Here is a 14,073-nt window from a genome sequence, read left to right as displayed (position 1 = left end):
CGGGTCAGACCCGGACCAAGTCGATCAGGCAGATGGTCTCGGGCTGGCAGCGAGGTATGCGGATGCCCACGCGCTCAAGATAGGTGCCAGTGACCTCGGCGGTTCCCAGCGGACCCGTCGGATCCAGAGGCTCCAGCGATGCCCTGGGCTTGGCGGGGCCGGTCCAGGCCAGCCGATACCGGGCCTTGGGGTCCAGGCCGGGAATACGTAGATAAACACCACGGTTATGCTGGGATTCGTCCAACTGGACGTGGGCCAGGATGGCACGGCTGCAGTCGGGGGCCACCACGCCATGAGCCAGAACCGAAGGGTCGGCCAGGTCCAGGCGGACCACGCGGCCGGAGTGGAGGAAGCCTCGGTTGGCCTTGTACCAGGTGATCCACTCCTTGAGCCGCTCCAGGTCCTCCTCGCTGGCCCGGCGGATGTCCCACTCGATGCCCATGGACCCGAAGACGGCCGTGGCTGCGCGGAAATCCAGGCTGTAGGTTCTGCCGGTCTGCTGGGAGGAGGGCTGGGAAACATGGGCGCCGATATACTCGGGAGCCACGGTCTGCTCGGTCCAGCGTTGGATCATCTGCCTGCTCAGGGCATCGGTCATGTCGGAGTTCCAGAAGCGGCGGATCTTCTCGATCACGCCCAGATCGATGCGACCGCCGCCCGAGGCGCAGGACTCCCACTCGACCTTGGGGAAGCGAGCGCGGAGGATGTCCAGCAGACGGTAGTAGGCCAGGGTCTGCTCATGGATGGCAGGCGCGCCACCGTGGGCCTGGGAACCAGCCTCAAGAAGGTCGCGGTTGTGGTCCCACTTGACATAGTCGATTTGGCAGGACTCCAGAACCTTGGTCATCGCCTTCAGCACGTGGTTGAAGGCCCGGGGGTTGGTCAGGTCCAGGACCAGCTGGTTGCGCTGCAGCTCCGGGTTTCTGGTGGATGCCCTCATGACCCACTCAGGATGGTCGCGGAAAGCGTCCGAATTCGGGTTGATCATCTCCGGCTCGAACCAGAGGCCGAACTGCATCCCCAGTTTGTGGACATAATCAGCTAAAGGCTCCAGCCCCTGGGGCCAGACCGCAGGGTCCACCCACCAGTCGCCCAGACCGGCCTTGTCGTCCCGGCGCAGGTGGAACCAGCCGTCGTCCAGCACAAGGCGCTCCACCCCGATGTGGGCGGCGCGGTCGGACAGGTCGCGCAGGGTGTCGAAGTCGTGGTTGAAGGTGATGGCCTCCCAGACGTTCAGGATGACCGGCTGCTCGTGCGGATGCTCGGGCAGGGTGCGCTCCCAGGCGTGCAGGCTGTTCATGATTGGATCCATGCCATGGTCGGAGGCCGTGACCACGATCCAGGGCGTGCTGTACTCCTGGCCCTGGTCCAGGACCACCTCACCTGGCAGGAGGAGTTCGCCAGCGCTGACGCCGGCCGGGGTGGCGCTGTTCCGGTCCACCCGGAGCACGGTGTTCCCGCTCCAGGCCGGCTGGACGCAGAGCACCCTGCCGTGATGGAAGTTGAAACCTGGGGTGCCCACCATGACCACGGGCCCCTCGAAGCCGGTGCGGCCCCAGCGGAACTCACGCACCCAGGCCCCGTCGGCCAGGTCATGGCGCTGGGGGCTGCGCTCACGCTCGTGCCTGCCGGCGAAGTCCAGAATCTGCGTCTGCTGGTCGTCCAGGGGCAGGCGGACTTCCAGGCCCTCCAGCAAAAAGGAATCGGTGCCCAGGTTGCGCAGGGTATGGCGAATCCGCAGGGAGCCGCCGGCCATAGCCTCCACCCTGGTCTCCAACCCAAGCCGGGCATCATCGTCACGGGCCTTGATGGTCAGCGAGTCGACGGTCTGCTCGGGCTGGTCTTCCACCAGGAATCGAGGCGACCAGGAACGACCAGCTCGGATACCCTCGGGACCTTGGGCGATCCGATACCCGGTCAGGCCGGGATGCAGGTAGACACCCGTAGCGTGCTCAAGCAGAAGAGAAGTATTGAGGTTGGTCATCTCCGCACCTCCGCAGCCGTCGAAACATGGTGCAGCCTGCACGCCAAGCACCTTCGGCAGATCTCCACCAGGCCGTGGGGAGGCCAGTGCCAGACGGGTAGTTTCAGGCCCACCAAGGTCATTCCCCGGGAAGACAATCATGGGTGTCACCAACTCCTTTATTGCTTGATCGGTTTTCTACCTCAATTACTTAACCGAACCCGCGACCATGCCTGCAATAAAGTACTTCTGCAGGAACATGTACGCCACCACCATGGGTGCCGCGGCAATCAAAGCGGCCGCAGCAGCAATACCAAGGTTATTGGTATTCACAGAGAAGAAGGAAGCAACACGAGGAGCGATGGTCTGAGATTGAGGGTCAGTCAGAATATAACTCGATAGTGCAAATTCATTCCAAACAGCCGAACCGGTCATGATGACGACAGTGGCCGTCACAGGCTTAAGCATTGGCAGTATCAGTCTGTTAAACACCTGAAGGTGATTGGCTCCATCAAGTGCGCCAGCCTCATCAATAGCCGGGGGGATGGCTTTAATAAAAGCCGTATAGAGGAAGACCGAAAGAGGCAGTTTTTCAGCCGTCAACACTATTACGATGCCCCAATAATTATTGATTCCTCCAATCTGCACCAAGAAGGTGTACAAGGGCACAAGAATGCTCATGGGCGGAATCATCATCATGGAAAGAATGAAAGCTGAAATGAACTTATTCCACTTGGTCATTCTGCGAGCCAGAGGATAAGCAGCAGCTGCTCCAAGCACGCAGACCAGGAAAGTCGAACACACAGTCACAACTGCGCTGTTGAACACCGCCTTCAGAATTCCACCCTCATTTACAGCCTGGGTCCAGTTGCTCCATGCCAGATCATGCGTCCTCATCACCAGAGATGGAGACATGTCGTCAGAGGGCTTCAACGACGTCGTGATTGCTAGATAGAACGGAAGCAGCTGGCAGATACAGACAATAATCAGAAAGAGGTAAATCGCCCATCTCCCACGCTGGTAGTCCGAAGGGCTATATGACATCTGCTTCGTTTGCTTGCCTCTTGCCATATCAGGCCTCCCAATCGAGCTTGGCCAAGCCTTTATTGACCAGCCAGGTCACCAGCGCAATCAAGACAAACAGGAATACGCCGATTGCAGAGGCATACCCAGCTGTCTGATTATCGAAGTACATGGTTCCTATGTACGTTGATATGGAGTTGGTTGCATAACCTGGGCCCCCACCCGTCAAAACCTTGACAAGGTCATAGAGCTTCAATCCTCCAATTAGATTGAGAACGACGCTCGTCGTAAAGGAGGGAGCCAAAAGAGGCAGGGTAATGTTCCAGAACTTCTTCCACCCATATGCACCGTCGACCTCTGCAGCTTCGACCACTTCCTGATCCATGGTCTGCAGACCAGCCAAATAGATAATCATCGAAATACCGACGTATTGCATCGAATTAACGAAAACTACAATGGCTACTGCAAAAGCGGCATTGTTGAACCAGGGTATCTTCTGTACGCCGAATACACCCAGTATGGCGTTCAGTGCCCCCTGCTGATACTGGAAGACAAAGTAGTACATGATGCCCATGATCACCGATGCAACCAGTGCAGGAAGATAGATGATAGCCCGCATCAGGGTACGGCCCTTAATCCTGGTATTCAGCAACAGCGCCAGACCCAGACCCAGAATCTGCTGAATTACTGTAGATCCAATACCGTAAATAAAGGTGTTGATGATGATCTGCATAAAATTCATATCCGTGAACATTGACTTGTAATTTGCCAAGCCAACGAAGGATTTCGCTTCGTTATAGCCATCCCAGTTCGTTAACGACAGGCCAATACCCGAAATCAACGGATAGATGATGAACACCACCAGCAGGATTACAGCCGGCAGATAGAACAGGTTGATCGAAGAACCCTTGAATCTTCTGCGCTTATGGACCACCGTCTGCGCATTTCCTCTCGTACCGTCGCCACCAGCCGGGTCAGGCAAATGATCCGGCTGGCTTCGCAACGCATTTATTTCATCTTTATCGGTCATCATCAAGCTCCCGAGGAAACTCTTGTGGTAGCGACTATTTCTTAGTCTTCAGATTTTCAAAGGCCGTCTTTGCTTGATCGGCAGCATCCTTAGGAGTCAATTGACCTGTGATAATGCCGTCGGTGGACTTGGACATGGTGCTGTACATGCCGGGAAGATACTTGCGGTCGAAGAAGGGAACCGTAGCTGTCTTCTTATCTTTCATCCAGTAGTCATAAGAGGCCTGGAACTGTCCCAAAGCAGATTTGACACCAGTCAAAGCCGAATTGTTCATGCTGACATTGACCAGCTGCTGAAGATTCTCGGGCTCTGCAAGAAAGTCTATGAACTTCAAGGCCGCTTCCTTGTTCTTGCTCGTCTTGGAGACTCCGAAGGTCAGCATGTCCTCGCCCGTTGAGAAGTAAGGCTTGCCCGTAGCGGAAGGAATGGGCATCATACCTAGCTTGACATTGGGATTGTATGACTCTATCAACTGTGCATTCCCGTTCGAACGGAAGTAGAAACCAGCCTTATCGGAAGCCATCAGACGCGCGATATCATCTGGGGTCGCGGAAGTGTAGTCAACATTAAAGTAACCGTTCTTAGTCCACTGGCTGACCATTTCAGCATACTTCTGATAGATGGAAGGATCGAATTTTCCGCCCTTGAGTTCCTTGAGCTGAGCGTCGGTATACATGCCGGGAAGGATATAGTCTGCAATATCGCCGACGGCACCCATGTCCTTTGGAGTGCTGACTATAGGCGTCATGCCGGCTGCCTTCAGTTTTTCGCAGGCATCCTTGAACGCATCCCAGGAATCAATGCTCTTGGTGTCGATACCGGCCTTCTTCATAACCGTATCGTTGTACATGATTCCAGAAACCTGTATATCCGCAGGCAGGGCATAGAATTTCCCATCGGAAGTCTTGTAGACTTCATTGCCTAACGGCTTCAGTCTCTTTGCCCAGGGACGATTCTGCATCGGCTCAAGGAAGTTGCCATAACGATCCCTCGACCATCCATGGGTGGCCCAGATATCCGGCGGGTTGTGCCCAGCCAAACGCACTCTGATGTCGTTCTGATTGTTATTCGTTCCCGGGTTCGCCTTAATGGTGATACCGGGGTTAGCTTTTTCAAACTTTTTGGTTAGCTTTTGAATGACCTTAAGTTGTGGCGTGCCCGTAGACTGCATGGTCATGAACTCCAAGGTCTTTGTACCACCCGAGGATGAAGATGATCCGCATGCCCCCAAAGGTGCGAGGGCCAAGACGCAACTGATACCCAAAGCGATTACTTTGCCGTTCTTCATCAACCACTCCTTTGTAGGTTGTCATCTACCCGAATCACTTAAAGCAAACCCTCGCAATAGGTGTTCCGGTAATCTCTCAGTATATTCGAGTAGATTCTCTTGTCAAATGATCTAGGTTTTATCCGATAATCATGACTTCTCGAATAATGCACAACCCTTTGTTTTAAAAGCATTGAGCCGACACCTGTCGGGCCATGCTTGGTCTCTTCCTGCCCTCTGGGCGTCGTTGCTGATTGGAATATACTCGAGTAACATAAGAATTGAATACGCTGTAATTCAAAGTGTTTTCATGCTTAAAAAGGGGCGGACAATGGCAGAGGTTCCTACGCACGAACAACGTCGAAAGCGGGCCACCAGAGCTGATGTTGCACGGCTAGCGGGAGTTTCGACTGCTGTGGTCAGCTATGTCTTCAACAACGGGCCAAGAAGGGTTGCGCCGGCGACCTCAGAAAAGGTGCGGCGCGCAGCCAAGCTCCTTGATTATCGCCCCAACACCACTGCCCGCGCCCTACGCACCGGGTTTTCAAAGATGATGGCCGTCATCGTCCCCGACTCCTCCAACCCTTTCAGCGCCGGCATTTACAACGAGCTGCAATCGGCCGCATCCCGCCACGGGTATTCATTGATGTTCATGAACGTCAAAGGTGACCCGGACCTGGAGGAGGATGCAATCAGCAAACTAATCGAACGCAATGTTGATGCCATCTTCCTTTCCACCTCACGCACCTACGACCAAATCAGCATGGCACCCCTCGACCAGAGCCGATTCATCTTTATGGATCAGCCTCGGAGGGTCATGAACGCCAAGAGCGTTTCAACTGACTTCTATTCTTCCGCCATGACCGCCACCGAACACCTGATAGGGCATAAGTTCTGCAGCGTGGACATGCTCTACGGCGGCCCGGAGGAGGACCGGACAGATGATCGCGTGCGGGGCTGGTATGCCGCCCATCAGAACAACAATCTGCCGGCCGGCCGCATCATTCGGTCCTACTTCACTCGCGAGGGAGGGTATAGGGCGACGCTCAGGCTTCTGGACAGCGACCACCAGCCCGAGGCCATTTTCGCCGGTTCCGACATGGAGGCCATGGGTGCTCTTCGGGCTCTTCATGAGCGCGGGCTGCGCATTCCCGAGGACGTGGCCATCGTCTCCTTCGATGGTACCGTCGACTCCCTCTACACCTGGCCACAGCTGACCACCATGCAGCAGGACACCCAGAAAATCGCCACCTGTGCCATGAATGCGGCCTTGGATCCGGACCAGGTCCCTGACGTACAACTGATCAAGGCGGATCTGGTCATCCGTCACTCCTGCGGCTGCTGATACGGCAAACTAATCAAACCGTATAAGTTCCGGATAATATCCATAGTTTTTCATCAATGCAGACCTGTGACATATATCAGAAAAGGCGCTGGCATCACTGCCACAAAAGCAATGACACCAGCGCCCTTTCAGGCTCTGTTCAGGCTCGGACCCAGGGTCAGGCCCCGATCAGATCCAGCATTTCAGGAACGGACTTCTTGCCGAACTCCACGGTCTCCTGGCCGTCCTTACGGATCACGATGCAGGGGACGCTCATGACCTGGTACTGGTCCTTCAGCTCGGGGAAGTGGGCCAGGTCGTAGGCCTCGGCGCGCACCTTGCCGTTCTGGGCCGCTACCCGCTGGGCGGACAGGACCGTGGTCGGGCACATGGTGCAGGTCAGGGAGACCAGCATCATCACGTCCACCTGGTCCTTGATGGCATCGATACGGTCCGAGGTGGGCTGATCCACCTGCTGGCCGGGGCCCGCCGCATTGTAGAGGGCCAGGACGAAGGAGTTGAACTCGTGGCCGCTGGGCACGCCATGGAAGGCCAACCCGGTCGGCTGGGAGACGCCCTGATCGTCCAGCCGGCAGATGCGCACGCTGGGCCGAGCATCTGGCAGGTCGCCGGCAGGATCATAATCTTTGCCGTCCTCATCCGTGCGGGAGTCCACCCTGGAGGTCAGCTTGCCGTCGGAGAGCCCGACCAGCTCGTCCACGAAGGCCTCCAGCTCCTTGGAGACCTGGCTGCCATCCAGGTCCAGGGCCAGCTCCAGCTTTCCGGTCATCTTGCCAAAGACCATGTCCAGCTGCTTGCGAATGTCGGGCCCGAAGAAGCCGGAAGTCTTAGCCGTAGCTTGGTCGTGCTCCTGGGCCACAGGAGCGGGCGAGGTGCCCGAGGCCAGGGCGGAGTTCTCGGCCTGACGCTCGGAGCGGGCATAGGGGGAATCCTCGGGTCGGGGCGGCACCAGGCCGGTCTTGTCAGACATGTTGGAGGCATAGCGCTCAAGCTCAACGGCGGCCACAGCCCCATCAGAGGTGGCGGTGATGACCTGGCGCAGGTTCTTGACCCGCAGATCCCCGGCGGCGTAGATGCCCGGCACCGAGGTCTCCAGGTAGTCGTGGGTCAGCACGTAGCCATGGTCGTCCAGATCCACCACGCCCTTGAGCATGCCAGTCTGGGGCACGTAGCCAGCGAAGACGAAGACGCCGAAGGTGCCGCCGTCCTGGGGCTTCCAAGTGGTGGTCTGCCCGCTCTCCCGGTCCAGGATAGTGGCCTCGACCAGTCCGCCAGGGCCAGCGGAGACTCCCTTGAGCTCGGTGGAGTAGTGGATCTCGATCTTGTCGTTGTTCCGGGCCTCGTCAGCCACGGCGGCATCGCAGGTGAAGTCCTCCTCGCGCACCAGCAAGGTCACCTTGGTGGCGTACTTGGTCAGGAAGACCGACTCCTCCGCAGCTGCGAATCCGCCGCCGACCACTAGGACCTCGCGCCCGGTGAAGAACTCACCGTCGCAGGTGGCGCAGTAGGCCACGCCGCGGCCCGCATACTCCTGCTCGCCCTGGAAGCCGATCTTGCGGGGGCTGGCGCCGGTGGCGATCAGGATGCCAAAGGTGCGCAGGTCGCCCCGGGAGGTATGGACCACCTTGATGTCGCCCTGGGCCTCGATGCCCGTGGCCTCGGCGCTCATGAATTCGGCTCCGAAGTTCTGGGCCTGCTGGCGCATGGTCTCGGTCAGCTTGCGGCCGTCGGTGCTGGCCACGCCCGGATAGTTGACCACGTCGGCCGTGATGGTGATCTGGCCGCCGAAGTCGTCCTTCTCCAGGATCAGGGTGCGATACCGCGCCCGGGCCAGGTAGAGGCCTGCGCTCAGGCCTGCAGGGCCGCCGCCAATGACGACCACGTCATAAAGATTCTTGTCTTCAGTCATGAATGCCTCTTCCGAAGGAATGCACGGATGTGCTGTTTTGGATGCTGGTCGTGAATACAGAAAAGGGAACCCGCCCTGGTCGCTTCCGATCGGCGAGTTCCCGATGTTGGCAGCTGCGGATCAGAGCTGGCCGACCAGATCCAGGCTGGGCTCGATGGTGTCCTCGCCGGGCTCCCACTTGGCAGGGCAGACCTGATCGCCGTGCTCGTAGACGAACTGGGAGGCCTGGACGCGGCGCAGCAGCTCGTCGGCGTTGCGGCCCACGTTGGAGGAGATGACCTCGTAGGCCACGACCTTGCCCTCAGGGGTCAGAATGAAGTCGCCGCGCTCGGCCTTGCCCTCGGCCTCGTTGTAGGTCTGCAGGTCCTTGGCCAGGGTTGCGGTCGGATCGGCCAGCATGGGGTACTGGACCTTGGCGATCTTCTCGTTGGCCTCGTGCCAGGCCTTGTGGACGAACTCGGTGTCGCAGGAGACGGAGTAGATCTCGCAGCCGATCTTCTTGAAGTCCTCGTACTTGCTGGCCAGATCCTCCAGCTCGGTGGGGCAGACGAAGCTGAAGTCCGCAGGGTAGAAGAAGAGCAGGGACCAGTGGCCCAGCAGATCCTTCTTGGAGACCGGGAAGGTCTTGTTATCCTGGTAGGCCTGCGTGGTGAACTCAGTCAATTCGTGCTGAAGCTGTGACATGAAAAATCCTTTCGGGAGCGTTGGGAATGTCGGCTTGAAGCCGAACCTGCTTCCGTGTTTCATGCTAGTCAGGTAGCGCTATATGGGGAAGACGGAGGTTCACCGCTGGGGTGTGACATAGGGCACATGGGGCGTCCATACCCTAGCATTGAAGGCATGGCATTATGGCTGAACATCCTGCTCATTCTCTTCTTCCTCCTGCTCGGTTCCGTCTTCTCGGGGACTGAGCTGGCGCTGGTCTCCCTGCGAGGCTCGCAGCTGGAGCAGATGGAGCAGCAGGACGCGCGCGGCGCCCGGGTGGCCCGCATCGCCCGCGACCCCAACACCTTTCTTTCCGCCGTGCAGATCGGCGTGACGCTGACGGGCTTCCTCTCGGCCTCCTTCGGCGCATCATCCATCGCCCCCTACGTGGTGCCCGTCCTGACCGGGTGGGGCGTGCACGAGGGTCTGGCCGGCACTCTGACCACAGTGATTCTGACCCTGATCATCTCCTACTGCTCCATCGTCATCTCCGAGCTGGTGCCCAAGCGGATCGCCATGCAGCGCACCGAGGCCATCGCCAGGGCCGTCGTTCCGGCCATCGACGTCTTCACCACCCTGTGCAGGCCGCTGATCTGGCTGATCGGCAAGAACACCGACCTCATCGTGCGCATCCTGGGCTTCGACCCCCAGCAGACCGACACCGAGGTCAGCGACGACGAGCTGCGGATGCTGGTCTCATCCAACACCAACCTGAGCAAGGACGAGCGGATGATCCTGGGCGATGTCTTCGACGCCTCCGAGACCAGCGTGGCCGAGGTCATGCGTCCCAGGGCCGACGTGGTCTTCATCGCCGGGGACATGCCGCTGCAGGAGGCGGTCGAATTCGTGCACGACGAGCCCTACTCCCGCTACCCGGTGACCGGCCGCGACTTCGACGACGTGCTGGGCTTCGTCCACGTGCGCGACCTGATGGACGTGCGCAACCCCCATGCCAAGACCGTGGCCGACGTGACCAGGCCCGGCATCGCCCTGCCCGGCACCTCCAGGCTCCTGCCCAGCCTGGAGAAGCTGCGCAAGAAGGGCATCCACCTGGCCGTAGTCATCGACGAGTACGGGGGCACCGACGGCATCGTCACCCTGGAGGATATGACCGAGGAGCTGGTGGGCGACATCCGCGACGAGTACGACCTGCCCGAGGAGCAGAACCCTGCCCATCCACAGGCAACCGCCTTCATCAACGGGGTTGCCACGGTTGACGGCGGCATGACCATCGAGGACTTCGCCGACTTGACCGGGATCGAGCTGGAGGATGGGCCATACGAGACCCTGGCCGGCTACTTCCTGGCTCAGACCGGACGGATGGGGCAGGTGGGCGATGTGGTCCACTCCGACGACGGGTATGACATGGTGGTGACCAAGGTGGACGGGCGACGCATCGAGACCATCGAGGTCAGACGCCGGCAGGAGGCCGAGGACCAAGCCGACAAGGATGACGACCGCGGAAACGGCCAATCCAAGGCGGGCCGAGACGATACTGCGACCAGAGCCTAGCTATCGTCTAACCGAATCCTACTATCATCCAGCCAGTGATTGGCTGGCAGTCAGCCGGCGACCGCCCTCACGCCAGTCAAGGAAAAATGACTGTCAGCGTAGCCGATGGTCCGTGAATGATTTCACTGGTTGATTCCCGCAAAATCCAAGCGTTTCCTTGCTTTTTCCTCTAGTCTGGAGATACAAGGTCGGGCTGAGCCGGCCGCAGGCATAATTTCATATTTAAGGAGCGATTATGGCATTGAACTTCACTGTACCGGGACTCGACGAAGCGACCAGCGAAAAGGTCGTCGCCATCCTGCAGAGCCGTCTGAGCCAGGAACAGGAGACTGCCCTGATCCTTAAGCACGCCCATTGGAACATGAAGGGCAAGGAATTCATCGGCATCCACGAAATGATGGACCCCGAGGTCGATTCGGTGCTGAACATGGCCGACGAGACCGCAGAGCGCATCGCCACCCTGGGTGGCTCCCCCGCCGGACGGCCCGACGACATCATGAAGAACCGCGACTGGGATGGCATCACCATGACCGGCCGTCAGGATGCCCTGGACTACCTGAAGGCCCTGGACACCTACTACACCACCTTCATCAAGCGCGACCGCGAGGCCATCAAGGAGCTGGACGACCTGGACATCGTCAGCTCCAACATTCTGCAGGACCACGTGCAGGAGCTGGAGCACTTCCAGTGGTTCATGCGCAGCCACCTGTTCTGAGTTACTGAGTTACTCGGTTTCTGAGCTCTGAGAGCTCATCGCCGCCCACGATAGGCGGTATGCCAGCGGCCCTACATCGTAAAAGGTGCAGAGCCGCTGGCATAACTCTTTGAACAAGATAGAATTGACATCTGGGAGACGGCCGGGCGCCGCCTCATGCCGGGAAGACTGGTCGGCCAAGGAAGACCGAACCCTATCCGCCCGACCAGGAGCATCATGCCGCCCACGCCTACATTCCCGACATCTCAAATCAATCCACGTCGTCAGGATTACGACGATTCGAATTCGCACCAGAATTCCGAGCCATCGAATGCCCAACCATCAAATCCACAGCGTGGGCAGGGCGGATCTGACAGAGGCCGGCACAACAGACATCATCGTTCAAATTGTTTCGCCGTCCTGTCATCGTTGGCCGAAAACGATCGGATAACTGGCCTATTCATGATGGCCTGCGCCCTGGCCGGGCTGATCCTGGCCAATCTGCCAGAGACCGGGCCGGGGCTGAAGGCTCTTGCCGCTTGGATTCCTCTGGACCTGCCCGGTGAACTGAACCTGTCCCTGAAGGACTGGATACAGGACGGGCTGCTGACCATATTCTTCCTGATCATGGGTCTTGACCTGCGCCAGGAGGCCGCCACAGGTACTCTGCGCGACCACAGGCAGGTTCTGCTGCCCATGCTGGCCGCTCTGGGCGGCGTGGCCGTTCCGATCCTGATCTACTGCCTGCTCAACCTGGGCTCCCCCGCCGGTTTGCGTGGCTGGGCTGTCCCAACAGCCACCGATGTGGCCTTCTCCCTGGCGGCTCTGCAGCTGCTCCTGCCCAAGGCCGGGCCCGCCCTACAGGCCTTTTTGATGACCCTGGCCATCTTCGACGATCTGATTGGCGTCCTGCTGATCGCTCTGGGCTACTCCAGTTTGGGACAACCGAGCTGGCTGCTTGTCTGCCTGGCCGGCCTTGTGGTCTGGGCGTTGCTGGTTCGAGCAGCGAGCCGTTCCCTCCGGCTCTGGCGACCGTTGATGCCGCTGTTCCTGCTGGGTGCCCTTGTCGGCGGCCTGCTGGCCTGGTACGGCCTCTTCAAGGCTGGAATCCACCCGGTGCTGGCGGGAGTAGCGATGGGCCTGTTGACCCCTGTTGCCAGGTCACACGAGGCTGAACCATCAGGAACAGAATCTACCGGGGCCAATCCAGCTGGAACCGAGACAACAGGGATTGGACGGAGCCACATCCAAGCATCATCGCCTGCCGAACAGTTGGATCGCCTGCTGACACCTTTGAGCGCCCTGGTGGTCCTGCCCCTTTTCGCCTTCTTTTCGCTGTCCATCTCCCTGGATCAGCTGGGACCCGGACTGCTGACTGACCGGGTCTTCTGGGGCGCCACGCTAGGACTGGCCTTGGGCAAACCCCTGGGGATCATGACCATGCTGGTCCTGGCAGGGCATCTGGGGCTGCGGCGACCTGCCGGCTCCACGACCGGGAACTTGATCGGCCTCTGCCAGCTCTGCGGAATCGGCTTCACCATGTCCTTCCTGATCGCCAACCTGGCCTTCGCCGGATCCCCGCACCTGGAGTCAGCCCTGCTGGGCGTGCTGGCAGGGTCGGTCCTGTCCGTACTCATCGTGGCCGTGGGCACTATCCCCGGTAGACTGCGTTCCGCCAGGCACGCATAGGCTTAGCTGCCAAGACCCAACCTCTGCCAGACCCGGTTCCTGCCAGAATCAGCCTGCCAAACTCGGTTTTGACAGAATCAGTTTTGACAGAATCGGTCCCTTATCAGGCTTAGCTGCGACGGTAGAGCTTGGTGTAGGAGCCCTCAGCGCGGGGGCGGACCACAATCTGGTCGATGTCCACAGTGTCGGGCTGCTCCAGGGCCCAGGTGACGCATCCTGCGATATCGTCGGCGGTCAGCGGGTCGGGCACCCCGGCGTAGACTGCATCGGCCCGGTCGCTATCGCCACCGAACCGTTTCAGGGAGAACTCGTCGGTGTGGACTAGGCCCGGAGCGATGTCGACCACGCGCACCGGCTGACCTATCAGCTCTAGCCGGAGAATGCGGGCCATGACCCGTTCCGCCGCCTTGGAAGCGCAGTATCCGCCGCCGCCCTCGTAAGGCTCGATGCCTGCCGTGGAGGAGATCACCAGGACCGTGCCCTCCGCCTCTTTCAGGGCCGGGAGCAGCTTCTGGATGACCCGCAGAGTGCCGATGACGTTCAGCTCGTACATGCCGCGCCAGTCGTCCAAACTGGAGGTTGCCACCGGATCCTTGCCGAAGGCTGCGCCGGCGCAGTTGACCAAAGCCTTAACTGGCCCGCCCTTGAGTACAGCCTCGACCGCCGCCTGCGTGGAGTCCTCGTCAGTCACATCGCAGACCTCATAGGTGAAGTTCTGGCCCAGCTGGTCGGCCAGAGCCTTGAGCTTGTCCTCGCGCCGGGCCAGGCCGACCACCTTCCAGCCCTTGTCCACCAAGGCCCGAGCACTGGCCTGGCCGATGCCGCTGGAGGCGCCGGTCACCACGGCACGCTTGATTGTTTTCTTGGATTCCGTCATCTCATCCGCTCCTTCATGATCGATTGCCCCGGATCGGCTCCACACACGTCTCCGGGTCA

Annotated in this window: 11 protein-coding genes; 4 read left to right on the top strand and 7 right to left on the bottom strand. The window is 59.4% G+C overall.

The window, feature by feature from the left end; genetic code table 11:
* Nucleotides 1-4: 4 nt before the first annotated feature.
* From ACNAOV_RS00265 to ACNAOV_RS00250, 4 genes are read right to left on the bottom strand one after another with little or no spacing between them, the layout of a single operon-like run.
* A complete protein-coding gene (locus ACNAOV_RS00265) occupies nt 5-2,125 on the bottom strand; it encodes an alpha-galactosidase (protein ID WP_416517473.1) in 2,121 nt (706 codons plus the stop codon).
* Nucleotides 2,126-2,170: 45 nt separating this feature from the next.
* Nucleotides 2,171-3,034: a carbohydrate ABC transporter permease gene (locus tag ACNAOV_RS00260; protein WP_110412261.1), complete on the bottom strand. Its 864-nt coding sequence runs from the start codon at nt 3,032-3,034 to the stop codon at nt 2,171-2,173.
* A gap of 1 nt (nt 3,035) precedes the next feature.
* Entirely contained in the window at nt 3,036-4,016 is a 981-nt protein-coding gene (locus tag ACNAOV_RS00255) for a carbohydrate ABC transporter permease (RefSeq protein WP_416517472.1), read from the bottom strand.
* A 34-nt stretch (nt 4,017-4,050) separates the two neighbouring features.
* Nucleotides 4,051-5,304 carry an ABC transporter substrate-binding protein gene (locus ACNAOV_RS00250; RefSeq protein WP_416517471.1) on the bottom strand — a complete coding sequence of 418 codons (1,254 nt, stop codon included), beginning with the start codon at nt 5,302-5,304 and terminating at the stop codon, nt 4,051-4,053.
* Nucleotides 5,305-5,614: 310 nt separating this feature from the next.
* On the opposite strand from ACNAOV_RS00250, the gene ACNAOV_RS00245 reads away from it, so the two are divergent.
* Entirely contained in the window at nt 5,615-6,628 is a 1,014-nt protein-coding gene (locus ACNAOV_RS00245; protein WP_416517470.1) for a LacI family DNA-binding transcriptional regulator, read from the top strand.
* A gap of 157 nt (nt 6,629-6,785) precedes the next feature.
* On the opposite strand, the gene ACNAOV_RS00240 is transcribed toward ACNAOV_RS00245, so the two are convergent.
* Together ACNAOV_RS00240 and ACNAOV_RS00235 are read right to left on the bottom strand one after the other, a co-directional pair.
* On the bottom strand, nt 6,786-8,537 hold the full coding sequence (locus ACNAOV_RS00240; protein WP_416517469.1) for an FAD-dependent oxidoreductase: 1,752 nt from the start codon (nt 8,535-8,537) through the stop codon (nt 6,786-6,788).
* A gap of 120 nt (nt 8,538-8,657) precedes the next feature.
* On the bottom strand, nt 8,658-9,221 hold the full coding sequence (locus ACNAOV_RS00235; protein ID WP_015021096.1) for a peroxiredoxin: 564 nt from the start codon (nt 9,219-9,221) through the stop codon (nt 8,658-8,660).
* 156 nt (nt 9,222-9,377) lie between these two features.
* Between ACNAOV_RS00235 and ACNAOV_RS00230 the strand changes: the two genes are divergently transcribed.
* The 3 genes from ACNAOV_RS00230 to ACNAOV_RS00220 all read left to right on the top strand — a co-directional run bounded on the left by ACNAOV_RS00230 (nt 9,378) and on the right by ACNAOV_RS00220 (nt 13,137).
* Nucleotides 9,378-10,754, top strand: a complete 1,377-nt coding sequence (locus tag ACNAOV_RS00230) for a hemolysin family protein (RefSeq protein ID WP_416517468.1) — start codon at nt 9,378-9,380, stop codon at nt 10,752-10,754.
* Nucleotides 10,755-10,989: 235 nt separating this feature from the next.
* A complete protein-coding gene (locus ACNAOV_RS00225) occupies nt 10,990-11,469 on the top strand; it encodes a Dps family protein (protein WP_110416651.1) in 480 nt (159 codons plus the stop codon).
* Nucleotides 11,470-11,877: 408 nt separating this feature from the next.
* Entirely contained in the window at nt 11,878-13,137 is a 1,260-nt protein-coding gene (locus ACNAOV_RS00220) for a Na+/H+ antiporter NhaA (protein ID WP_416517467.1), read from the top strand.
* Nucleotides 13,138-13,246: 109 nt separating this feature from the next.
* Here ACNAOV_RS00220 and ACNAOV_RS00215 read toward each other — a convergent pair whose 3' ends face one another.
* Complete coding sequence (locus tag ACNAOV_RS00215) at nt 13,247-14,014, bottom strand: SDR family oxidoreductase (RefSeq protein ID WP_416517466.1); 768 nt, start codon at nt 14,012-14,014, stop codon at nt 13,247-13,249.
* Nucleotides 14,015-14,073 lie beyond the last annotated feature (59 nt).

Source organism: Bifidobacterium asteroides (assembly GCF_048001765.1).
GTDB lineage: Bacteria > Actinomycetota > Actinomycetes > Actinomycetales > Bifidobacteriaceae > Bombiscardovia > Bombiscardovia asteroides_K.
Note: the sequence above shows the minus strand (reverse complement) of the source record. Positions and strands in the feature narration are given on the sequence as shown.

What these genes read in the sequence shown, in the direction of transcription:
- ACNAOV_RS00265 (WP_416517473.1), bottom strand. Translation starts at nt 2,125, where the DNA reads ATGATTGTCTTCCCGGGGAATGACCTTGGTGGGCCTGAAACTACCCGT.
- ACNAOV_RS00260 (WP_110412261.1), bottom strand. Translation starts at nt 3,034, where the DNA reads ATGGCAAGAGGCAAGCAAACGAAGCAGATGTCATATAGCCCTTCGGAC.
- ACNAOV_RS00255 (WP_416517472.1), bottom strand. Translation starts at nt 4,016, where the DNA reads ATGACCGATAAAGATGAAATAAATGCGTTGCGAAGCCAGCCGGATCAT.
- ACNAOV_RS00250 (WP_416517471.1), bottom strand. Translation starts at nt 5,304, where the DNA reads ATGAAGAACGGCAAAGTAATCGCTTTGGGTATCAGTTGCGTCTTGGCC.
- ACNAOV_RS00245 (WP_416517470.1), top strand. Translation starts at nt 5,615, where the DNA reads ATGGCAGAGGTTCCTACGCACGAACAACGTCGAAAGCGGGCCACCAGA.
- ACNAOV_RS00240 (WP_416517469.1), bottom strand. Translation starts at nt 8,537, where the DNA reads ATGACTGAAGACAAGAATCTTTATGACGTGGTCGTCATTGGCGGCGGC.
- ACNAOV_RS00235 (WP_015021096.1), bottom strand. Translation starts at nt 9,221, where the DNA reads ATGTCACAGCTTCAGCACGAATTGACTGAGTTCACCACGCAGGCCTAC.
- ACNAOV_RS00230 (WP_416517468.1), top strand. Translation starts at nt 9,378, where the DNA reads ATGGCATTATGGCTGAACATCCTGCTCATTCTCTTCTTCCTCCTGCTC.
- ACNAOV_RS00225 (WP_110416651.1), top strand. Translation starts at nt 10,990, where the DNA reads ATGGCATTGAACTTCACTGTACCGGGACTCGACGAAGCGACCAGCGAA.
- ACNAOV_RS00215 (WP_416517466.1), bottom strand. Translation starts at nt 14,014, where the DNA reads ATGACGGAATCCAAGAAAACAATCAAGCGTGCCGTGGTGACCGGCGCC.